This is a genomic window from Petralouisia muris, from assembly GCF_004793545.1.
In the GTDB taxonomy this organism is placed as follows: Bacteria; Bacillota; Clostridia; order Lachnospirales; family Lachnospiraceae; genus Petralouisia; species Petralouisia muris.
On record NZ_SRYA01000004.1, the window covers coordinates 97,982 to 122,893 of the forward strand.

Sequence of the window (24,912 nt, forward strand, 5' to 3'; positions counted from 1 at the left end):
CTTACATTAACAAATCCTTTCAAAGTATGTATGTATCCATCTATCTTGCAGAAATGCCTTCTGCCATTTCATCTAACTGCTCCTGTAAATCTTGGCCGGAAGGATTTCCCGCCGCCATATTTGCCGCAAATTTTGAAACCGGATCCCAAAACTTTCCCCCTACTCGCTGAAGCTGAGAAAATTCAGATTGCTCTAAAAGAGCGGCTATCGCCGGGGATTGCTGAATCTCTGCGGAATCCGCCACCGCAATGTTTGAAGGACCCTGCTCGCGCATTTCAAATCGGAGCCTCTGGTTCTCTTCATTAGTAATCCATTCGGCAAGCCTGGACGCCCATTCGGGATATTCGGAATAAGCGTTTACGCCAATCAGCTTACATCCGGAAAAAGAAGCCATCTGCACCTGGCTGTCCTTGCAGCTGTATGTGGGCAGCTTAGCGGCTCCGGCATTCTCTCCCCAGGCCTCCTTAATTGCGACAGCGTTCCATACGCCGCTGACCCCTGCAATTACGGAACCGTCCTTTACTCCGTTAAGAAATTCTTCGTCTGTACGGCTGGCAAAGCCCGGGTTTGCAGCAATCCGAAGCATTGCCTGAGCTACATCTGTCCCCTGAATGTCCCCGCCTGTCTGATTCCATGTGCAGTAGTTGGTGATCCCATCGTCGTTAAGCCCCACCTGAAGCCCTGTATTCCCAAAGAAAGAATATACATACCAGGCCGAAGTCCAGTCCATGGTAAATAATTTGCCCTCTTCAGCCGCGGCTTCTAAGATTCCGTCCAGCGTCTTTGCCTGTTCCTCTGTAATATATTGCTTGTTATAGAATAAGAAATATCCATTATCTGCTGTTAATGGATATGCATACAGACGTTCGTTTATTGTGGCTGCTTCTACTGCACTGGAAAGATTTCTGCCTATGATCTCCTCTGCATTTTCAATCGGGTCCAATGCTCCGGCGGCTGCCAGGGCGTTTAACTGATCATCTGCAAACGTAAAAACATCCGCGCCATCCTCCAGTCCTCCGATCAACGCGTCTTTACACTGGGATTCTCCCTGCACCTGAAATGAAATCTGAAACTCTGCCTCTCCCTGATACTTTGTCTGAAAACTCTGAATAATCTGATTCATCAGTTCCGTATCTTCCTCAGCTCCCCAGACAACCAGCTCCACCGTTGGATTTTCTGCAGCCTCCGAATCGGTTTCCTTTTCCTTCTCACATCCCGTAAGGACTGCGGTGCACAGCATGCACAGAAGCAATCCGCATATTCTTTTTCTCATAGATTCCCATCCTTCATGTTCCCGTTTTTTCTACGGTTATTATATCATTGCCAGGGGATATTTGCAATCATAAGAGCTGCTGCTTCCATACGCCAAATGACAGTATTATTTTAATTTGTAACATAAATTCGTCATTTTTGCATCCTTTAAATTCTTGTTGTACACTCAGATTTGTGCTAAACTGTTATTGCTATACCCGTGAGCCAAAAATTTGCCGGCAGGTTCCCGCTCTTTTCCAAAGAGCAGCAAATCACTGGACAAAGAAATACGCTCCCGAGTATAAAATGAAACGAAAGATATTTCACAATATGCCAGGAATTGAGGAAAAATCATGGGAAAGACAATTATGTATGAGCAAATATATTCGGATTTACTGAATAAGATCCGGCGCGGCGTATTTGCCCCGGGAGATAAACTTCCGTCTGAGAAAGAATTATCGGAAGAATACGGCGTAAGCCGCATTACCAGCAAGCGGGCGCTTGATATGCTGGCAGAAAATCAGTATATTACCCGCAGCAGGGGAAAAGGTTCCTTTGTCACCGGAAACCAAAGTGACGCTTTTACCCGGAATGTCTTTTCGAAAGAAGAAACGATACTGAAAAGGCCGCTGATTGGCATAGTTTTTGATACATTCGGCAGCGATTTTGGAAGCGGGCTGCTGCGCAGCATCGAGTTAGAATGCCGGAAGAAAGGATATGACATGTTATTTCGGTGTTCCTATGGCAATATTGAAGAAGAAAACGAAGCCATCCGAAGAGCCCTTTTGCTTGGAGCACAAGGATTAATTTTAATGTGCGCCCAGGGAGAAGTCTACAACAGCATGATTCTTCAGCTTGTTGTGGATAAATTTCCAATGGTTCTGATCGACAGACAGATGAAAGGCATTCCAATTCCCTGCGTAAAAACAGATAATTATTCAGCCTCAAAAAAGCTGACACAGATCTTGATCTCACGAGGACATAAGAAAATATGTTTTGTATCCCATTCTTTCAGCAATACATCCACAATTAATGAACGCCACAATGGTTTTGTGGATGGCATTATGGAGCATGAAGATGTGAATGGGGTGATTGATGAGATAAAATGTTACGATCCGGCGTCAGAAGACACGGTACGGGAAAAAATCCACTTTGATCCTTCAGAGATTATGAAGGTAATCCAAAAAAACGCAGACTGCACTGCTTTTCTCATTGTAGAATTCCAAATGGGCGCTCTCTTTGGCAGAGCGCTGAAATCCATGAATCTAAAAAAAGAAATTGCCGTTTTCGATTGTCTGTCCGAAGCTTATATGGACGAATATGATTTCGTCTATGTTAAGCAAAACGAAAATTCCATGGGAATACAGGCGGTACAGGCACTATGCGCTGTAATGGAAGGAGAAGCCGTGGAAGATGTTATAAACATTCCATATAATATCATGATGTAATAATACATAAATCTCAAGAGATAAAATAGTACAAATAGAACAAACCTTACACAAGTTGATATGTAAATGATATGTGTAAATGATATAAAAAAAACGCTGACTTATAGGCATAATTACGAAACTTCCTATGAGTCAGCTTTTTCTATTGACAATTTTGCCCAATAATGATATATTTGCCATAACATCACAAAGCATTTCGCCAAAAAGATATAATGATATATTATTTCAACCAGACATAATGCTTGATGCGGTCAGAAGGATTTCTATGACGGCAGATTATAAAGCGGATACGCTGACCTGTGCCGTCTGAAATAAAAAATAAAATAAGAAAAGAGGAAAAACTATGAAAAGAAAAATTGTTTCTGTGTTAGTGGCGTCCGTAATGGCAGCAACTTTGTTGACAGGCTGCGGCAGCAATTCAGATTCCCCTACCAACTCCAATTCCACAGGGAATGAGGAGAATTCCGCAGGCGATGAGGGCGGTTCTGCAGGGAATGAAGCTGATTCAGGGGATGGACAGACACTTACCATTGTCTATAATGACTCCAACGACAATGGAGACAGCAGCCCTGTTTACCAGTGGATCCAACAGACCTATGAGAACTGGGATAAGAAAGATGAGATAACGCTTGACATCCAGGCGCTGGTAGCAACAGACAGCGATTATGTGACAAAAATACAGACCCTTGTACAGGATGATTCCACCTGTCCGGATCTGTTCCTTGAGGATACTTTCCAGTTGAACACAGATGTAGCGGCTGGCTATGTATCAAATATCTCAGATCAGGTAGCGGGCTGGGATGACTGGAACTCCGCAATTATTGACGCATTAAAAGAAGCCACCTCCGGCACTGACGGAAACACCTACGCCGTTCCCATCAGCACGGATGTGCGCGGACTGTGGTATAACAAAGATGTATTTGAAGCTGCCGGCCTTGGCAGGGAATGGCAGCCTGAAAGCTGGCAGGATATTCTGGACGCATGCGCTGCAATCAAAGAAAAGTGTGAAGATGACGTAGTTCCTATCTGGTTTGCATGCAACAGCGGCGAGGCTGAAGCAACCAGCATGAACACCTTCCAGATGCTGCTAGCCGGAACAGGCGATTCGTTATGCGACGACGCTACAGGAGTTTACAACCTGAGCAGCGATGGCGTGAAAGATTCTCTGGAATTCATCAAGACATGCCTTGACGAAGGATACCTTGGAACTCTTTCTGAAATACTTGACCCAAGTGATTATACCTATGCAAACCAGTATATGTCTACTGCAAAGCTGGGCATGTACCTGAACGGAAGCTGGGGCTTCAATGATTATCTTCAGGATTCCGGCTATCCGATGGCAGGCTATACAGACGACACATTGTCTGACGCCCTTGGATTTGCACAGATGCCCACTCAGGAAAAAGGCGGCTATGTAACAATGTCCGGCGGCTGGAGCTGGGCAATCGCCAATAACTCTGACCAGAAAGACCTTTCCTTTGAATTCATCACCGAAATGATGAAAACAGACAATTATATCATCTATATTGAAGGAACCGGAAACCTTGCCACCAGAAACGACATGATGAGCTATGACGCATACAGCAGCAGAATGTACATCAACGAGGCAACTGCCATGTCTGAAAACGCTTTCTTCCGTCCTCATGATGAGAATTACTCCAAGGTTTCTTCCTATCTTTATGAAATGGTTGACACTGTTGTAAGAAACAATACAGACACCGAAACAGCATTATCAGACTTCAAAACAGGCGCTGCAACGGCACTTGGCGAAGATCTTATCCAATAAACCGCTAACTTCGCCAAGTGATACATATCGGATAACGCCGCTCCTGTATGGAAGGCTGTAATGAATGGAAAAGCCGTCCGCATTGTCTGATTTCAGGATGATTGCCGGATGGCTTTTCCTTTTCATTGAGCAGTCCCCAATGCCATGGAACATATGTTTCTGGTTTTAGAGACGCTCCTATTAGAATATGGAGGTAAGAATGGAAGTATATAAGAAAAAAAATTTTTTGGGTAAATATATCTACCTGGTTCCGGCAGTCCTGCTCATGCTGTTGTTTTTCGTCTGGCCGATTATTCTGACCATCTACTATTCCTTTACGAACCTGGCGCTGACTGGTTCCGCAGCCAGCTCCCAGGAGTTTGTAGGAATTGCGAATTATAAAAGAATGTTGTCAGATTCCGCTGTTAAGACGAGTGTTGTAACGACTATCATTTTCCTGATCGGCTCTGTGGCAGGACAGACCATATTGGGATTTGTCATTGCGTATCTGATGAGAGAAAAAAATAGAATCTTCCGCCGGATCGTGGGAGCCGTTGTACTGGCTGCATGGGTTATGCCGGAGACAGTGGCTGCAATTTGCGCATATACATTTTTTACTGACAAAGGAACCCTCAATCTGCTTCTTACTTCCGGCGGGTTACCAATGGTTTCCTGGCTGTTCCGGTACCCGCTGCTTTCGGTAGTTCTGGCAAACATCTGGCATGGAACCGCATTTTCCATGATGGTCTACCAATCAGCGCTGGATAATGTATCCGGCGAGGTGGCGGAATCTGCAATGATTGACGGAGCAAACAGGCTCCAAAACCTGTTTTACATTACCATTCCCATCATCAAAGACACCATTATGACCAATACCATGCTGATTACCCTGTCAACGCTTGGAACTTTCGGTATGGTATATACAATGACCAGCACAACGGTGCAGACACTTCCAGTTTTCATGTATATCCGTGCATTCAAAAACTACGAGCTGGGCTATGGAACCGCCATTTCCATGCTGATACTTTTGATCGGCGTGATATTCAGTATCTTCTATGTTAAGATCCAGAACAAGGACGGAGGTAAATGATGAACAAGAAAAGAGATAATATTATTGCGTATATTGTATTAGCAATCCTGGCAGTCGTTTTTGTAATTCCTCTGACCTGGGTCGTATTGGCTTCCTTTGACTCAAACGCTACCCTGGCCGTCAGCGCGCCCAATCTGACGCTGGATAATTATACGGAAGTGCTGACAAACGCCGCAAATCTGCGTTCTTTTGGGAACGGACTTCTTATGGCTCTGGGAACATCCATATTTGTGGTTATTTTTGCAATGCTGGCAGCTTATCCCCTGTCCAGATTTGAAATGAAGCATAAGAAACTATTCATGCTGAGCATGCTTTTTATGACGTCCCTTCCAATCACAACGGTGATGGTTCCGGTGTTCAAAATTTTCGTAACGGTGGATCTGTATGACAACCGGCTGGGCATTATTTTGTTTATGACGGCCTCATCCATGCCCTATGCAATCTGGATGATGAAAAACTTTATGGACGCGGTTCCGCTTTCACTGGAGGAAGCCGCATGGATAGACGGAAGCGGAAAGCTGAAGGGAATCATCCGAATCGTGATGCCCCTGATGCTTCCGGGAATTTTTACCATTGCAATTTATACGTTTTCCGGCGCATGGGGTAATTTCTTTGTTCCCTTTATCCTGCTTTCCACCGGCGAGAAATATCCGGCGTCTATCATGCTGTACCAGTTTTTCGGGCAGCACACGGTAGCATATGGCACATTAGCGGCATATTCCATTGCTTATGCAATGCCATCGGTCATCCTTTACGTGATCACCCAAAAATGGATGTCGAAAGGTTTCGGTATGTCAGGAGCGGACAAAGGCTAGTGAAAGGAGATTTTGTAATATGCAGCAGCTTAGCGATTTATTGTCTGTAAAACAATTTGTAGAAAAAATCCGGAGGCAATTGAATGCTGAGAAGCTGGACATCGGCGATGTGTTTGAGCGGTGCTTTTTAAGCACCCTCGACACCACGATTCAGCAAAAAGAAGACGGTACAACATTCATTATAACCGGAGATATTCCAGCAATGTGGCTTCGCGATTCCGCTTGTCAAGTGAAGCCCTATTTGTTTGTGGCAAAAGACTCCCCGGACATATCCAGGATGATAGAGGGCGCCATCCGCAGGCAAATAAACTCTATCCTGATTGATCCTTACGCCAATGCATTCAATGAATGCGCCAATGGAAACTGCTGGGAGCATGATAAGACGGACATGAAACCAGAATTATGGGAACGCAAATTTGAGATAGATTCCCTCTGCTTTCCGATAGAGCTGGCCTACCTGTATTGGAAATATTGCGGAATAAATACGACGTTTGACGCTGATTTTCTGAAAGCGGCCAAATTGATTGTTTCTGTTTTCAGGGTAGAGCAGAATCATGAACAGAAATCAAATTATTCTTTTGAACGGTTCAACTGCGGATTTGCGGATACCTTGTCCAGAAACGGAAAAGGGGCTCTGGTGAACCCTGAAACGGGACTGATCTGGTCCGGCTTCCGCCCCAGCGACGACGCCTGTGTTTACGGCTATCTGATTCCGTCAAATATGTTCGCGGCTGTCATCCTGGACTATTTATCTGAAATTGCCTCCCAAGTCTATCAGGAAGATGAGTTTGCCGCTGAGACGAAAATTTTTTCCCAGGAACTTCGGGCCGCAATTGAACAAGCAGCTATCGTAAGACCAGACGGAAAACGTTTTTTCAAACCATTTTATGCATATGAGGTAGACGGCTACGGGCAATATCTGATTATGGACGACGCGAATCTGCCCAGCCTTTTATCCATGCCTCATTTTGGTTATTGTGATGCGGACAATGAATATTACAAAAATACCCGGGAGATTATTTTAAGTGAGCAAAATCCCTATTACTATAGCGGAAAATACGCAGAGGGAATCGGAAGTTTCCACACAGCCTCAAACTATGTGTGGCATATTTCAATGGGGATGCAGGGACTGACTTCCCGCTCCCGCAGCGAAAAGAGAAAAATCCTTGAAGCTATGGTAGCCACCGACGGCGGAACAGGCTGGATGCACGAAGGAATTGACGTTAACGACCCGTCAAAGTTTACCAGGCCATGGTTTTCATGGGCAAATGCGATTTTCACAGAACTTGTTCTGGATTATTGCGGATACAGCCTGGCGGACAGTTCCCGCCAGACTTAACGCTGCATAAGCTTCCGGTTATGCTTCATGGATACCCGGAGCCAAATGTCTTGAATATCATTTACAAAAATAAGGAGAATTTTGAATGATTCTATTAAAAGAAAGAGAAGGAAAGCTGATCCAGGATATCAAAGAACTCATCTACAGCCGAAAATATCCCATCACCCAGTACCGAATGTTAAAAACGGAGACGCGTTTTGAGCATGTGGAGTCAATTACTACCAACGGATGGGAAATCATGACAAACCGCCAGCTGTGGGGAGGGCACAATGAAAATTACTATTTTGAAACAGTGATTACCGTTCCTCCCGAATGTGAAGGAAAAGCTCTCGTATACGAGCTGAGAACCGGCCGGGAAGGAGAATGGGATGCGCTCAACCCGCAGTTTTCGGCATATGTAAACGGGCGCATGGTACAAGGTTTGGATGTAAATCACCGGGAAATTCTTTTCACAAAGAGCGCACACGTCGGAGAAACCTACCGGATTTTACTGTCGGCTTACACGGGAGATCATAATTTTTCCCTGTTCATGGATTCAGAATACAAGATCCTGGAACCCGAAGTGGAACATTATTACTATGACATTTCCGTGCCTTATGAGGTGGCAAGGCTTCTGCCTGAGGACAGTGCAGAATATATAGAAATTATCCAACATCTCAATGAATCCCTGAATCTGCTTGACCTGAGGAAAAAATATTCCACAGAATTTTATGACAGCCTTGCACGGGCGCAGGAATATATCACAGAAGAATTTTACAAAAAAAGCTGCGGGAATGTAAAGGAAACCGTCTGCTGCGTTGGACATACCCACATAGACTGCGCATGGCTCTGGACCCTTAAGACCACCCAGGACAAAGCGGTAAGAAGCTTTTCCACCGTGCTGGAGCTTATGAGGAGATATCCGGAATATAAGTTCATGTCCAGCCAGCCTCAGCTTTATGACTATGTAAAGAAAAACGCGCCGGAAATTTACGCCCAGATAAAAGAACGCGTTGCAGAAGGACGCTGGGAAACCGAAGGGGGCATGTGGGTGGAAGCAGACTGCAACATCGCCTCCGGCGAGTCACTGGTGCGCCAGTTCCTGCATGGCCTGCGTTTCTTTGAAGAGGAATTTCAAAGAAAAAATGAAATCTTATGGCTCCCGGATGTGTTTGGATATTCGGCAGCGCTGCCCCAGATTATGAAAAAATGCGGGATTAACTATTTTATGACCACAAAAATCAGCTGGAACGAATTTGATAAAATGCCTTATGACACTTTTCTGTGGGAAGGCATAGACGGCACAAAAGTGCTGACGCACTTTTCCCCTTCCAGGGATTATGGAAAAGGCGCAATTGAGGGAAGCGCAGAAACGGAGCATTTTACCACATACAACGCAATGCTGAATCCCTCTCAGGTAAAAGGGAACTGGCAGCGTTACAGCCAGAAAGATCTTCATACAGATACGCTGATGAGCTTCGGATACGGCGATGGAGGCGGCGGTCCCACAGCAGAAATGCTGGAAAATTGCAGGAGGCTGGAACAGGGAATTCCAGGAAGCCCGAGGGCAAAACAATCCCATGCCCTTGAATTTTTCCGAAACCTGGAAAAAACCGTAAAGGAAAATCGTTATCTGCCGAAATGGGTTGGCGAACTGTATCTGGAATATCACCGCGGCACTTATACTTCTATGGCCCGGAATAAAAAATATAACCGCCAGTCAGAGTTCGCCTGTGAAAACCTGGAGTTCTACAGTGTGCTGGCAAAGGCGCTGCTTAAGCATCCCTACCCGCAGAAAGAACTGAAGGAACTATGGGAAATCGTGCTGAGAAACCAGTTCCATGATATTCTTCCAGGTTCTTCGATTCTGGAAGTCTACGAAGACTCCAGAAAGGAATATGAACATGTATTATCTTTAACAGAACAGATGACAGGGAAAATTCTCCAGACAGTCGCCGATCATGTGGACGCCCGGGAAAATGATATTGTGCTCTTTAACCCCAACAATGCAAAAGGGCCGGCGCCCGTCATCATTCCCTGCTCCTGCATTGGGGAAGATTCTGGCTCACTTGCATTGTCTGACGGCCGCAAAGAATATCCCCTTCAAAAAACGGCCGAAGGATATTTCGCTGTGCTGGATGAAATACCAGTCAGAGGATACCGCACCTACCAGACAGTGAAAAAGGAAGCTCCGGAATACAGGATGATCCGTTCTTTCCAGGACATTGACACGCCCTATTTCCATATTGCCCTGAACGAAGCCGGGCAATTTACCAGCATTTATGACAAGGTTACGGAGCGGGAAATCATACCGAACGGAAAAACTGCAAACCAGATCATAACTTATGAAGATAAGCCGCACAATTTTGACGCCTGGGACATTAACAATTATTATACGGAAAAATCCTGGGAGGTGGATGCGGCCGCTTCCATGGAAATCCTGGAGGATGGACCGATAAGGGCTTGTATCCGTATCGAACATCCCTACCTGGATTCCAAAATTGTACAGTATCTGTATTTTTACAGGGATCTGTACCGTATTGACATTCGCAATGAAATCGACTGGAAAGAAGCGCAGATCCTTGTCCGGGACTACTTCCCGGTAGACATCCATACGGACGAAGCAGTGTTTGAAATTCAATATGGAAATGTAACACGCGCTGCACACAGCAATACCATGTGGGATTTTGCAAAATTTGAGGTCTGCTCCCACAAGTGGCTGGATGTCAGCGAAAACGGGTATGGCGTCAGCATTTTAAATGACTGTAAATATGGCTGCAGCGTAAAAGACGGCGTAATCGGCCTGACAATGCTGAAGTCCGCTTTATATCCAAATCCAGAAGCAGACAAAGAACTTCACACTTTCTGGTATTCTATCTGCCCCCATGAAGATGATTTCAGAAAGGGGCATACGGTAGAAAAAGCATATTTATTTAATAATCCGCTGGTTGCTGTCATGAAACAGAAGGCGGGAGGCAGACTGCCGAAGAATTACTCTTATGTGACAGTGCAGGAACAAAATGTCGTCATCGAAGTGGTAAAACAGGCAGAACGTTCAGAACATACCGTAATCCGCCTTTACGAGTGCTATAACCGAAGATGCAGCATTACCTTGACTGTTAAGGAGGATTTTACAGAAGCGTGGGAGTCTGATCTGCTGGAGAACCCGGAAGTAAAACTTAAAACAGATGGAAATACGATATACACAGACATCAGGCCCTATGAAATCAAAACGATCGTATTAAAATGAGAGTTCATAACTTTGCAGCCCGTTAACAGTACACTAGCAGCTATATCACTTATCATATCAGGAGATAAAATATGGAGAAAAAATATATCATTGACACATCAGAAAACAGAGCATTTATGTCAGAAATCAGAGATAATCTATTGCAATTCGGGCGCCAGTTCCCATCCCCGGAAGGAGCATCCTACTATCTGGGAGATGACGGTACCCCTTGGAAAGAACGGAACCGTGAAACATGGATCACCTGCCGCATGGCCCATGTGTACAGCATTGGAACCTTGCTGGGTCATGAAGGCAGCCAGCAGCTGGTGGATGCGGCCCTCAAAGGGCTTACCGGCATATTGAAGGATGAACAAAACGGGGGCTGGTATGCAGGAATTACTCCAGAAGGCAGCATTGTGCAGGGGAAACAGTGCTATGCCCACGCCTTTGTGATTCTTGCCTCCACCTCCGCGCTTCTGGCCGGGCGGGATGGCGCATCAGAATTGCTGGAAAAGGCTCTTAAGACTTTTGATCAGTATTTCTGGGACACAAAAAACAGCCTGACATTTGATGCCTGGAATACGGAGCTTACCGTGCTGGACGATTACCGCGGCATTAATGCCAATATGCATACCGTAGAAGCATTCCTTGCAGTGGCGGACGCCACGGGAAATCAGGAATACCGGGAAAGGGCCGGCCGGATAATCGACCATGTCATCGGCTGGGCCGCTGATAACCAGGACAGAATACCAGAACATTTTACTAAGAATTGGGAGGCGGATCTGGAATGCAACCAGGACAAACCGGACGACCCCTTCAAGCCTTACGGCGCAACGCCGGGACACGGCATTGAATGGGCAAGGCTGATCAGCCAGTGGGCATGCGCAACCTACGGTACAGAAAACGACGGAAAATATATTGAAATGGCCGAACGGTTATACCGCCGGGCCATCAATGACGCATGGAATGCAGACGGCGCGCCGGGCATCGTCTATACTACGAATTGGAACGGAGAACCAGTCGTGCATGACCGTATGCACTGGACGCTGGCAGAGGCCATTAACACTTCCGCCGTATTATACAGAATCACCAAAAAGCAGGAATATGCGGATGATTACGCCATGTTCATGCAATATCTGGACGAAACCGTTCTGGATCATGAAAAGGGCTCCTGGTTCCATCAATTGGATGAGCACAATCAGCTGATGGGTACTGTATGGCCAGGGAAATCGGATATTTATCATGCCCTGCAGGCAACGCTGATACCGTATTATCCGGTAGATGTGTCAATTGCGGCGGCTGTAAAGCAGAATGCAGGAAAACAGATATCATAAGAGACTGACAACGTAACTATCTGTTTAAGAACGGGGCTGTGGGAGAATGATATTTTCCCACAGTTTTGTTACTTTTCTCCCGTTATATTCATTCGTTTTCATATCTATAGACATACTATCCAACGGAAATCCTTTTGTTCGGATCAATTTACATGCTTTCAATCAATTCATTTAGTTTTCTCAACAGCAGCTCATCCGGCTCCAGGTGATGGATGAATGAACTATCCATTCCATTCCTCCTCAACCTGTCAATCCATAGCAACGCTGCCTCCCGGCTGATGTTTTGCTCCAACATGCCATAATAAATATACGCCAGTTCGTTTGATACATTTGTATTAAAGACCGCCGGTTCATCTGAGTTAACGCAGACAATTACATTCTGGGCGTTGTTTATCTGATTCATTTGATATAACTGGTTTGCCTCCACTACATCCAAATCAGCAATCGCCGTATTGGAAGAAGGATTTACTTCTAAAATAACGCCTTTTCTCCCCAGCTTTTTCTTCAATATTTTCTGCAGTTCCTCTACAATTAACAAATCCTGCTCCGTAATTTCATAATGAATGGGCCTTTCCATCTCTTTCACAAATTTTTTACAGTGTCTGGCCGCAGCCAGCAGCATAGGATCCCAGTGAATTTTTTTCCCTGAACACATCCTGCTGCAAAATTCCTTTTCTACCATTTCATATTCTGTTTCATATTTCGTTTCATGGAAAGCAAATAATCTGTGGTAACCTGATATCAGAAGTTCCAATGCAATTCCTTCCTGTTCCATTTCCACACATTCTTTTCTAGTTCCATAGATTTTCCCAGACAGCTCATAAATCTGCTTTTCCATATACGCCAAAATAGTGGCCTGGAAATCACTGTAATTTTTACTCAATGTATCATACGCCCAAAGATAGTTTTCCAACGCCTCTATCTGCGGAATGATTATAACTGGATTTTGATTTTTCCATTCCCGGGCCGAAATACCAAGTGCAATCCCATGTCCGATTCGATCTCCTGCATGAAATTTCAAATATTCCACAGATTCGTCAATCCTTCTCAGCCCTGACAAAATATGCCGAAAATCTTCTCCCGCATGAAAAGTAAAACCCAGACTCTGGGTATAGTCTCCGTACTCATTTCTCCTTCCGATCTTTTCAATGCTGCTGTCCCTTGCTTGTTCATAAATCGGCGCAAATACCCAAACCGGCGTTGAATTTTCCAAGCTTGCTGCATCTATCCCCACCAGATATCTGCTCAACTCGCTGTATTCTGTCCTCAATTGAATCAAATTTCCGATTTGCTCTTTATATTCTTTTTGAAGTTCACCAAAATGAAAATATGAGCAGTCTGCTTTTCCGTTTTGAAAACATTTCTCCGGCACTGACTCATCCGGCTTTTTCAGAAAATGAATCACCAGTCCCACCTGTGGAATTTTGCGATAAAGAATATATTCCTTTTTTTCCTCATCATAATAGGAATAGTCTTCCTTTAATATTTTCTGATACGCCTTCAGAAAATCCAGTATTTCCATTTTGCACTTTGCGTAAGCCACCGGTATGGAAGATCGAAATTCAACCTTATATAAATCCTGGTTCTGCAACTGTTCCCGCATTGCAGTTTCCCAGAAATTTTTTATATTCACATGATTCAACGCAGAATTCACGCTATAATGCTCCTGCTGAAAATAATCCAATCCTTTTATTGTCTTTTGCTGCACACTCACATGAAACAAATAATTTCTGATCCTCAAATACTGCATCATGCATTGTTTCATATCCTCTGTCATTTGTTCGTTTATCATCATATATAACGCATAATATAAAAAAATATTTTCATCAATCGTATGAAGCTCGGCGTTTTCATTCAGGATAGACGTACAAAAGCGCTCACTAGAAAAAGCTTTCTGTTGAACTTCTGCAAGACGGTCCCATAGCCTTGTATAATAAGTGGTGATTTCTTTTTCATTTTTATCCTGATAATTATCTCTGAAAAATTTCTCGAACGGCTGTCCTTCCTGAAATTTTTCAATCAGCTCCCCGACTTCTTTCCCATATGCATCCGGTCCATGCCGCTGCCCCTTAGTCAAAAGAGATGAAATTTCCAAAGCCAGATACGCCCTGGCAATTCCACAGCCCAAGATGTAAAAAATTATTCGTTTATTTTGTTCTTCCGTGCCGTCTACAAATTTCCGCCCCCAAAAAAACTTGCTATCTTTTATCGTAAGCGGAGCCATCAGTGAATCCCATATGCTTGGAAATGTTCTGGACACTCCTTTGTGCAGATGGTTCTCGGCGACTCCTTTTTCCAGAATTTTGGACAGCTGCTGATCTGCCACTTCTATATTTCCATAAAAATAATCCAGACAACTGGCATCCAATTCTCCGTGGTTGATAATCATATAGACAATGGCAATCACATCCATCGGAATGTGACAGTTCAGGCTGTGAAACAAAGTTACTTTGTTATTATTTGCAAATCCGCCAAATAGCTCTTCATCGTTTTTGTTTCTCCAGTATTTAAACACGATCCGTCCATCCCGATGTGAAATTAAAGCAGCCGCCATCTTTTTCATAATATATTGATACAGCTGTAAAGCATTGTCAAAGCCTTCTGCACCATCACCATAACCATAAAAAAGGTAGCATTTTTCCAGATACAGGTAAATTTCATCATAGGAATAGATATTATAGTTTCGGCGGATATAGCTGATCAATTCACTTTTCAGACGCTTTCGTATCTCTTTGGCCTTCTTTTCCTCTCCTGCTCTTACAGCAACAATAAATTCATTGATAAGGTCTTCCCGGAATGCCTCCATAGATGTAAATGGATAGCATAAAACACCCAAAAAGCGGTTAATAGAATCATTAATCATGATATTTACCTCTGCTTATCCATTAACTATGAAGAAAATAACTCCTCGAAGTCTTCGGAATCTATTTTCTGTTCTAAGTTCTTATTCAATTCATCTATAAAATTCTCCAATGTCTGTTTGTCAGCCTCCTTATGTGCAGTTGGTAATTCTCTGGCTATCTCTGACAACAAACGGGCATTCTGCACAATATTTTCACTCTGCTCCGCTTCCATTTTGTATTTATACAGACATTGCAAAAGAAACGTAAAATAGGAATGCTGACTAATCCATGTATCCCAGTCCTGCGATGTATCCTCGTCCTGTATATTCGGCTCGGCTGACGCCTTTTGCAATTCATTTAAAATCTGCTGCGCTTCAGACTGCCCATACCAGACATAGGGATTTCCAGCTAATTGTTCAAGTTCCCTGATTACACTCCTATATGTCTCAAGAGACATTCCCTTCTGAAAGTCCGTTTTATTATCATGAAGAATCTTTTTAACACTATTACGTGTGCGTTTTGCTACCGTTTTGGATACGCCAACATACGTATTTATTAAATCTTTCCAACTTTCATCGGCGTTACTTGTCTTCAATCTCCACTCTTCCTCTTCTTCCAGAGCCTTTTTGATAAATTTAAGATATCTCTTTATCATCATTTTTAAATAAACAGTTACATTCTCTGCAACTTCTGCATGCCAAAGCATGCCTGAATCTATTGCTTTTAAAACTTCTGTCTTTCTTTCCAGATTTCTTCTTTCTATATCATCTGTAATCTTTTTCTGCTCTCCATTTTTTTCCACAACATACAAATCATTCAAATGAATCTCTTTCCACTTTTCTTCAATTTCATCCTTATCCTGCACTGCCAGAATTCTGTCCAATGTATTTAACAAAATCCGCCGCATCTCCTTTTTTTCTCCCAAGTTCTCTTCATCCTTGACAACTGCATTTATTTCATCCTCAAATAATCTTAACACAATATTCTGTGTAACAGAACTTGACAGTTGATTACGGATATATGCAAATTCCTTCCAAAAAACAGAGTAGTACCTGGCAATCATCTTTGATGTCTTTTTCCCATTTACCTTAGCTGCCGATGAAAAGGCCCTCCACATAGCAATTACAACACTCTGTTCTAATTCCGCTGTGGCAATCGTCTCCTTAGCCAATGCTTCCGATGATTTATTTTCATATAATCTCAATATTCCATCTAAGGGAAGATTTTTATAATATGCCAGATTCAGGATCAAATCTCCCTTCAGCAAAAAGCTGCTGTTTACGTCCTTCAGCTTCATATCTTGCAGCTCCGGGTATTCTTTTTTCCATTTCTTTAACGCCTCATTTTTCAATTTTGCCTCTTCTGCAGTTTCCCATCTGTAATCGGAAACCTCCATAACCTTTTCCGCTATCACAGGATGGAAAAACAAGTCTTTCATTGCTTGATCCTTTAGAACTTTGTAACATCCATCTTCTTTTATCTGTTTTTCATAATGATCCACTTCGTACAGAAGCCTGGCAGCAAAATCTACCAGAATAAACAGGGAAAACCTTTCTATGGGATCCGCTATATGATACATTTCCTGATATTCTTCCTGGCTTAGTGGATTGTCCCCTTGAACTTCTAGCCTGGCACTCTTGTAAATAACCGCTCCTGCATTGTCAAAAAACACTTTGCTGTCTGTATTTGTCCCTATATGGAAGAAATTCAACTGAATATCATTTCTATATTTGTTATAAATCGGTTTGGAAGAAATAATGGTATCCAACAGCAGTTTCTTTTCCTTGGAATAATCCCTCCCCGGCGCTTTCTTTTTCTCCGAAATTTCACCTAATACGTTATAGACATTGTTCAGGCCGCGAGAAGTATTGTCAAATAAATGATATGTATATGGCAGATTTTGACTTTCATTTTCTTTTTGGCTTCGGCCTTCTGTGTCTTCCTCGATCTCCGCATAACGGAAAAAAGCTGGATCAACCCAACCCTCTAATTTCTGAACCAGCAGCTCTGAAAGCGTTATTCCCACTTTCTGTCTTCTGTCTCTCTGCTCTTCTGCAGGGGAGGCTTCTTCCGTCTGATTCTCTTCCCCATCCGCAATACAGTAATTTCCCTTTTCCGCTAAAGACCAAAGTTTAATATTGTACCTGTATGCAGGAGGAATAATTTTTTTCAGATATTCATAAGCAAGCTGCTTTTTGCTGGCAAGCAGCGTATTGCTGCCCATTTTCTGGTCCAAAATATCCCTGTTCAGCACATTTTCCTGTCTGAGAAAATCCAGGGTCAATGCTTCCTCAAATGTTTCCAAATCCCCGGAAATGAAAGTGACAATATTTTCATTGGACAGATAAGACAGCAGGGTCTTTACTACATCCGCACACCGATATGTACTTAAATCAATATCGTCTATAAACAGAAAAAGGAGGCTGCCGTCTTGCTTCTTTGCATCGACCAGCTCATCAACCAATTCATTAAATTTATTAATAAATTCCGTATCCGAATTAAACACACTGGTGGAGCGGTTTACATAATCATTCTCCGTCGTGTATTGGCGGATCAAGATATCCCGGTATTCTTTCTGAATATAGGTATACTGTTTAATCACTTCATCATATTTTATCCGAAGAACGGTTTTCTTAATGCAGTCTATATTACCTTTTTTCAGCCTTTTTTTCTCTTCCTCGTCCCTTTCCTTTATCACTTCATTCAGCATTCCCAAAACTGTTGCCATCAGTGTGCCAGATTCCGACATGTTCTCTGGAACGATGATGGGAAGTATAATATCATTCGACGCCCGCTTACTCTTTTCCAGCTGAACCCGTATGGTCTTTAAAATAGATGTCTTACCGGCTCCCCTGACCCCTATAATTCCTATATTGTTGGTTTTTTGATCTTTATTCCCGCCATTTACTTTTTGTCCTTCAGCGTCGTCCATGGAGTTTTTTTCCTCACGAAACAGTTCTATCTGATGATAGATCCGTTTGTAGTTTGGCATAATTAATTCGGCCTCTGAATCCGACAGACATCTTGCTCCTATCTTATTTTGGTTTCCCTTTTGTTCACTCATTCTTATTCCCCCTTATACTTTTCCCTTGGTTTTCTCTTTCAACCGGCAAACAGAACATATTTCACCAATTCCTGCCCTGACTTTATGCCTGATGACTTTGAAGCTCCTGCCCCAAGCATATCATAAAATTTCCCAGTCTGTATCATGCTCATTTTAATTTTCTATGCAAACTGTAATATGTATATTATATTTCATTCTTTTCATAAAGTAAACAATTTATATGATTACTCCGGCGGTTAAATATCAATGAATTTTGCAGATATCGAAAACCAGGATATCTGCCATTCTAAAGATGACGTTCATAGCTAACTGATGCTCTGCATAAGGTCTACTGCATCCACAGTGACTATCCGCTCATTACCAGACATTTGCCGTTTTCCAAACAATACACTCGATCCATGCCTTCTAAATGCTCCCGATTATGGGTAATTACAATCAGCGTCTTCCCTTCTGTCTGATGTATCAAAAAATCATGCAGCTGGGCGTCGGATTCCCCGTCATACCCGGCTGTCGCTTCATCCAGAACAATAATGGGCGCCTCCTTTGCCATGGCCCGGGCCACCGCAATCTTCTTCCGCTCGCCCCCTGACAGCATAGAGCCGTTCTGGCCAATGACGCTGTCTTCCTTCTTTGGCAGTTTTGCAATAAATTTATCTGCGCCGCTTTTTTCACAGGCCTTGAGGAACGCTTCCTGATCCGTCCGAGAATCCAAATCAATGTTTTCCCTTACAGTTTTGCTGAACAGGTAAGGAGCCTGATCCATCTTTAATTTTCCCGCGTCGGGCTCTTCCTCCAGCTCAAAGATCTGGAACAGCCGTTTGGCGGAAGGGATGATTGTGGAAAAAAATATTCGAAGATTCAGCAAAGCCATAATCGGGTTGGTCACATAACCGCTGTAGGAAATAAAAGCGAACACTCCGCCTAACGACAGGCGGCCCTCTATGATCTGCATTCCTCCCAGAATATACAAAAGCCCAGTGACGCCCCAGCTTAACGCCGCCTCAATGCTGTTGTTTACGCTCTCCAACAACGCTTCCTTTTGATGCAGGTTCAGCAATTCCTGCTGCCGCCTTTGGAATTCCTCCCACCGCTTCTGGTAAAGGCCCCACAATTTTATTTCCTTAATTCCGCCCACATTTTCACTGAACCATCCCGTGAAATCGCTTAACTTCTCCAGACGCTCTTGGGTCCATTTCCTTGTCTTTTTGGAAAACAGGCTGACAATCGCGCACTTTACCGGCACAATCAGCATTACAATAAGAGTCAGCCTCCAGCTTATGACAAACAGCCCCACCAGGCTGCTGGCAATACGGAAAAGGTATTCAATGGCAAACCCGAAAAACCGATCTGTGATCAAAGCGGCGTTTGATGTGTCCACGCGCATATTGTCTATAATCTCCGCGCTGCTCTTTTCCGTAAAATAAGATATTTTTAAACGCATCAGCTTTTGGAATCCCCGGGAAATCAAAGAAAAATAGAACGCGTTATGGATACGCACAAACATCCAGGACTGCAGCAAAGATATAAGCTCTCCCGCAACGACCAACAGAAATATAAGGAGCGTCATCTTTACCGTTGCCGAAAGATTCATTTCCAGAAGCCCCTGATCCGTCAGCCTGCTAATCAGCAAGGGCTGTAAAAAAACAATGCCGGAAGAAGCAATCAGACACAGTAAAATGGCGGCCAGGTATAATTTATAGGGTTTCAGCAGCGCCAACAGTTTTCCTAAATAATAAGAATCTTTCCTTTTGTTCATTCTAAAACCTCATCTCCTACAAAATCTTCCGAACAATCCATTCAGCCAGATTCCTGTCCTTTTTATCATCAAGCGCAATGATTTGATCCATTCCCTTCATAAATTCCGGATCCGCGCTGTGTTCTTCCATAAAAAAAATGATTAAGCCGTTATTTCTGAAATATAAGCTGTAATAATGCAGATCCTCCTGGACTTTACTAAGGGACAGCGGAAAAATGTTTTTTTCAAAGCTGTTCTTCTTTTCCCAGTCGGCTGCGCAGATGCAGGAATAACCCTTTTCCTCAAACCGCAGCACAATATCTTCCAATGCCGATTTGAGTTTTTCCTCTATGCTTTCCTGGTAAACCACCGTTATTTTCGGTATTGGATCCTCTATGTAAGACATCGGAGACGGAATTTTGCCTTCCACAGTATGGCCCGCCTGGCGGTTGGCAAAGCAGAATGGAACTTCACTGGCAAAACCTCCGTTTTCCAAAAAACATTCCAAAATCTCCGTTTTCCCCATTTTTCCATTCCTCTGTAACATGGAACATATAAACGCGGCTATGTAAGGCAGCGCAACGCTATTGGACACCCCATACTCCTCCCCCAGCCATTCACTGTATCGCTCCATCACACAGGAAGTTTCATAATTCCCTTCCAAATCTATGCCGTCCTTCGGATCCCGAATGGCTTTTATTCCATAAACATCGCCTTTTTTTACGCCGATTGCACCCTCATAACAGGCAGGATAAGTAATCTCAAAAGCGTTGGAAGCCGCTGCAAGCAGTATGGTTCCCTGATCCTTCGCCCTATTCAGAAACGGCAGGAGCCTTTTCGCATACGCCGGAATCTTTACGCCGATGCTCATCAAAACCACATCCATCTTTTTGACCACGCACCACTTCAGCGCAGCGCAGAACTCACTAAGCTCCTGGCCGCGGTTCCGGTTCAGGATGGAAACGCTGAATATACGGCAATCCGCAGCATGGTTTTTTTCCAAAAATTCCAGCAAAAGAGCCGTGCACAGCGTGCCATGGGATTCCAGTTCCCCCTCCGGCTCAAGAAACTGGGGAACGCAGGTTCCGTCCAGAACTTGCCGGCAGTCCACTGCAGCTTTTTTATGGGGCAGAAGAATTTCTAACAATTCCCCGTTCACTCCGTTGTCAATGACCGCTATTTTTAATTTCAATGACAGTCCCTTCTTTCCACGTATACACAGGCAATCCCTGCAGCCCTGCCACAAAACTGTTTGCTATTCTTCTTCTCGCATACCCAGCAATTGAATCGGATTCACCTTTAAGTTCCTCCCGATCAAAAGCAGGGACATTGCAAACATGCCCAGCACTTCCGTACTTACCGCAAAAACAATGCTGTTCCTTACAATGTCCTGGTTTGCGGCCACAGACAATTCCTCATCTTCATTCCCTACAATCCCTTTGGAATACATGGCGCTGAAATAATCCTCCTCCAGGGACGCAGCCTTCAGCATCCTTTCATTGGCGATTCCCCCAACGGCTCCTCCCATGCAGGCGGCAATCATTGTGAGAATCATAATCCCTGTCAGCAGCGACGTCCTGCATTCCCTCCGGGACATTCCCAACGCCCGTTCAATGGCGGTGCGCCTTCTCTGCCTGATAATGGCAGAGTACAGTAAGAATGCGCCGCTTGCAATCACCGACACAAAACCCACCAGGAATATGATGACGGCTATGGTCTGCAGGTTATTCATCTGGGAAGCGAAACGCTCATATCCTTTGTCATCGAAAGTCACTTCCAGAAGGGAAGACTCCGGAAGTTTGGAGAATTCCTTATAAAAATCATTGATTCCGCCGTTCTCTATCTGGAAAGACGCATTGTATCCCCGCATGGGGCCTTCTGCAATGACATTCCTTACATCCTCTTCTGGAACGGATGCGCTTGGGATGATGATTTCATCCGACGCAAACTCATGCAGACTCTCGCCTCCTGTGGATTGGACGGAATAAATACCCTTAATGGCATAATCCGCTTCATAAAACACATCGCACTTCCCACCTTCCGGAGTTAAAATGTCTGTCCGGAACATTCCGGCTATCATCCCGCCTGTAGATATAACATTCTCCATCGTTGAACATTTCGCGTCTGTAAAATACATTTGCAGCCTGATTTTCTGCCCTATTTGGAGATTATTTAATTTGGCGAACGTCTGGGAAACCAGGCACGCCTTGGAACCATCGCTATATTCTTCCGGGCTGATATCCTCCCCTTCTGCAACAGCGGCCCGGCCCTCATGAAAGGGACTTAAAAGCTCCGTGCCGGCTGTTGGCGTAACAGGCACCGCCCTACACGACAGTTTCTCTATTTCATCAATGAAATTTCCCCACATTGCGCCTATGTCCGTGCTCCGGAAATCAGCATCCATTTCTCCCCAGTCAAGCGTCCGCTCCTTACCCAATGATATTGTTATTGGGACATATTCAACGACGCCTGCTTCCTTTGAATGCTTATCCATAACATTCCACATTGAAAAGGCGATATACCTTTTTCCAGCCCCTAAAGGCTCTGGATTTTCCTTATAATGATCGCAAAAAGTAATTGTTTTTCCCACCAGAGACGGATTCCCATCTCCCCAATAAACTTTTTTCACTTCCACTTCCACCGGACCGTCTGGAACACAGTCTTCCAATGGGGAAAATTCCATCACCAAAGCACTGCCGCTTACATCACTTGCTCCTCCCGCAACGCTGGCTCCGTATGGCGTGATAAAGTCAGGGGAAACAGCGCCATAAAAGGGCCGTTTCTCTAATTCATGTATATATGCAACATCAAGATGATTCAAGATGTCCTCATCCAATATCTGAGTATAGTTTGAGCTTTCTGTCATCTTGTACTTCTGCAATGCGGCATCCCATCTCTTATCCATTGTCATGCTGTCCGGTTTTTGGGTCACAGTCCCAACGGTAGTGAAACTGTCTTTCATCCGGTGGATGTTATCCTGAACCCCCATCCACAGGCTGCATCCTAATGTGAAGAAAACAGTGCCAAGCATAATAATGCAGAAAAATAAAATGCTCATCCACTTTTTCCGGAATAATTGTTTCATGCTGTTTTTCATACAATCATTTTTAATCATCTTTATCACGCTTCTCTCACAATGCCTATTCTTCCTCCCTCACGCCCAACAATTGAATTGGATTCACCTTTAAGTTCCTCCCGATCAAAAACAGAGACATTGCAAACACGCCCAGCACTTCTGCGCTAACTGCAAATACAATGCTGTTCCTTACAATATTCTGGTTAACAGCTATAGACATTTCTTCGTCTTTATTCCCTGCAATCCCCTTGGAATACATGGAACTGAAATAATCTTCCTCCAGAGACGCCGTATTCAGCATCTTTTCATTGGCGATTCCCCCAATGGTTCCTCCAACACAGGCGGCAATGATGGTCAAAAGCATAATTCCCGTCAGCAGGGATGCCTTGCATTCCCTCCGGGACATTCCCAATGCCCGTTCAATGGCGGTGCGCTTTCTCTGTTTGATAATGGCCGAATACAGTAAAAATGCGCTGCTGGCCACCACTGACACGAAACCCACCAGGAATATAATGATGGCTATGGTCTGCATGTTGTTCATCTGGGAAGCAAAACGCTCATATCCTTTGTCATCAAAAGTTATTTCCAGAAGGGAAGATTCCGGAAGCTTGGAGAACTCCTTGTAAAAGTCGTTGATTCCTCCATTTTCTATCTGAAACGATGCGTTATAGCCCTGCATGGGGCCTTCTGCAATGACATTCCTGACCTTCTCTTCTGGAACGGATGCGCTTGGAATGATAATTTCATCTGTCACTAGTTCATACAGATTCCATCCTGCTGAATTATATAAATATATCCCTTTAATGATATAATCCGATTCAAAAAACACATCATATTTTTGCCCTTCGGGAGTTAAAATATCCAGCCGAGACATTCCTCCACCTTCTGATGCCACCAATACGTTAGAATTTTCATAATCTGTAAAAAACATTTGTAATTTAACTTTATCCCCTACTTTGAGATTATTTAATTTGGCAAACGTCTGGGAAATCAGACATACCTTTGAGCCGTCTTCATACTCATCGCCGCTGATGGCTTCTCCTTCCACGATAGAGGCCTGTCCGTCATGAAAAGGGCTTAAAAGTTCAATATTTTCTGTCGGTGTGACCGGCACTGTTTCAAATGTCAATTTGTTTAATTCATCAATAAGATTCTGCCATACCGCTCCTTCTTCCGTATTCCAAAAACCTGCGCTTACTTCCTGCCAGCGCAGCGATGGTTTCCAGTCTGGAAAAACTGCCGCTGGAACATATTCCAAGGGATATTCTTCCTCTATACGGGTATCGCCATAAATATTCATTCCCAGAAACGCAATATATGTCTTACCTGCTTCTAATGGCTCCGTCTCTTCCCTGTAATGGTCACAAAACCAAATCTCCTTTCCAACCATGGAAGGCTCCCCATCTCCCCAATAAACATTTTTTATCTCTACCTTCACCGGAGAGCTTGGGAGACTGTTTTCAAGAGGTGAAAATTCCACTAATGATGAAGTGGAGCCGGCGCCATCCCTTGTTAATGCGCCTGTGATAAAATCAGGGGAAACCGCACCGTAAAACGGCCTGCGTTCCACTTTGTTTATATATGTAACGTCCAAGCTGTTTAATAACTCTTCATCCAGAATCTGCGTATAACTTGCTCTTTCCGTTATTTTATATTTTTGCAGTTCCGCATCCCATTCTTGCTCCGTCACCATGCTGTCCGGCTTCTGCGTCACAGTCCCTATGGTGGTAAAGCTATCCTTCATCTGGTTTATGGAATCCTGGACCCCCATCCACAAACTGCATCCTAATGTGAAGAAAACAGTTCCAAGCATAATAATGCAGAAAAATAAAATGCTCATCCACTTTTTCCGAAACAATTGTTTTATGCTGTTTTTCAAATAATCATTTTTCCTTATCATAATTACGCCTTCTCTATTCTTTTACAGTTTATCTACCGTCTGTA

At 43.8% G+C, this 24,912-nt stretch carries 14 protein-coding genes; 7 read left to right on the forward strand and 7 right to left on the reverse strand.

The window, feature by feature from the left end; genetic code table 11:
- Positions 1-40 precede the first annotated feature (40 nt).
- Positions 41-1,273, reverse strand: coding sequence for an extracellular solute-binding protein (locus tag E5329_RS03025; protein WP_135988108.1), 1,233 nt, complete (start codon positions 1,271-1,273; stop codon positions 41-43).
- Positions 1,274-1,604: 331 nt separating this feature from the next.
- On the opposite strand from E5329_RS03025, the gene E5329_RS03030 reads away from it, so the two are divergent.
- The 7 genes from E5329_RS03030 (at position 1,605) to E5329_RS03060 (ending at position 12,250) form a co-directional block, all read left to right on the forward strand.
- Positions 1,605-2,699 (forward strand): GntR family transcriptional regulator, encoded by a 1,095-nt coding sequence (locus E5329_RS03030; protein ID WP_135988109.1) that lies wholly within the window; start codon positions 1,605-1,607, stop codon positions 2,697-2,699.
- A gap of 343 nt (positions 2,700-3,042) precedes the next feature.
- Positions 3,043-4,485: an extracellular solute-binding protein gene (locus E5329_RS03035; protein ID WP_135988110.1), complete on the forward strand. Its 1,443-nt coding sequence runs from the start codon at positions 3,043-3,045 to the stop codon at positions 4,483-4,485.
- Positions 4,486-4,684: 199 nt separating this feature from the next.
- On the forward strand, positions 4,685-5,554 hold the full coding sequence (locus E5329_RS03040) for a carbohydrate ABC transporter permease (RefSeq protein ID WP_135988111.1): 870 nt from the start codon (positions 4,685-4,687) through the stop codon (positions 5,552-5,554).
- Positions 5,551-6,369: a carbohydrate ABC transporter permease gene (locus E5329_RS03045; RefSeq protein WP_330571917.1), complete on the forward strand. Its 819-nt coding sequence runs from the start codon at positions 5,551-5,553 to the stop codon at positions 6,367-6,369. The genes E5329_RS03040 and E5329_RS03045 overlap by 4 nt, the downstream gene beginning before the upstream one ends.
- Before the next feature lie 19 nt (positions 6,370-6,388).
- Positions 6,389-7,708, forward strand: a complete 1,320-nt coding sequence (locus E5329_RS03050; RefSeq protein ID WP_135988112.1) for a glycoside hydrolase family 125 protein — start codon at positions 6,389-6,391, stop codon at positions 7,706-7,708.
- An 85-nt stretch (positions 7,709-7,793) separates the two neighbouring features.
- Complete coding sequence (locus E5329_RS03055) at positions 7,794-10,937, forward strand: alpha-mannosidase (RefSeq protein WP_135988113.1); 3,144 nt, start codon at positions 7,794-7,796, stop codon at positions 10,935-10,937.
- Between the two features lie 71 nt (positions 10,938-11,008).
- The gene (locus E5329_RS03060) at positions 11,009-12,250 is read left to right on the forward strand and encodes an AGE family epimerase/isomerase (protein WP_135988115.1); all 1,242 of its coding nucleotides are present in this window, start codon (positions 11,009-11,011) and stop codon (positions 12,248-12,250) included.
- 148 nt (positions 12,251-12,398) lie between these two features.
- On the opposite strand, the gene E5329_RS03065 is transcribed toward E5329_RS03060, so the two are convergent.
- The 6 genes from E5329_RS03065 to E5329_RS03090 all read right to left on the reverse strand — a co-directional run bounded on the left by E5329_RS03065 (position 12,399) and on the right by E5329_RS03090 (position 24,868).
- Complete coding sequence (locus E5329_RS03065; protein WP_135988116.1) at positions 12,399-15,113, reverse strand: amidohydrolase family protein; 2,715 nt, start codon at positions 15,111-15,113, stop codon at positions 12,399-12,401.
- A 26-nt stretch (positions 15,114-15,139) separates the two neighbouring features.
- Positions 15,140-18,157, reverse strand: coding sequence for a hypothetical protein (locus E5329_RS03070; protein ID WP_135988117.1), 3,018 nt, complete (start codon positions 18,155-18,157; stop codon positions 15,140-15,142).
- 346 nt (positions 18,158-18,503) lie between these two features.
- Positions 18,504-19,913, reverse strand: a complete 1,410-nt coding sequence (locus E5329_RS03075) for an ABC transporter ATP-binding protein (RefSeq protein WP_135988118.1) — start codon at positions 19,911-19,913, stop codon at positions 18,504-18,506.
- Between the two features lie 16 nt (positions 19,914-19,929).
- Positions 19,930-21,084: a S8 family serine peptidase gene (locus E5329_RS03080; protein WP_135988119.1), complete on the reverse strand. Its 1,155-nt coding sequence runs from the start codon at positions 21,082-21,084 to the stop codon at positions 19,930-19,932.
- Between the two features lie 63 nt (positions 21,085-21,147).
- Complete coding sequence (locus E5329_RS03085; protein ID WP_135988121.1) at positions 21,148-23,007, reverse strand: FtsX-like permease family protein; 1,860 nt, start codon at positions 23,005-23,007, stop codon at positions 21,148-21,150.
- A 25-nt stretch (positions 23,008-23,032) separates the two neighbouring features.
- Positions 23,033-24,868 (reverse strand): ABC transporter permease family protein, encoded by a 1,836-nt coding sequence (locus tag E5329_RS03090; RefSeq protein ID WP_135988123.1) that lies wholly within the window; start codon positions 24,866-24,868, stop codon positions 23,033-23,035.
- Positions 24,869-24,912 lie beyond the last annotated feature (44 nt).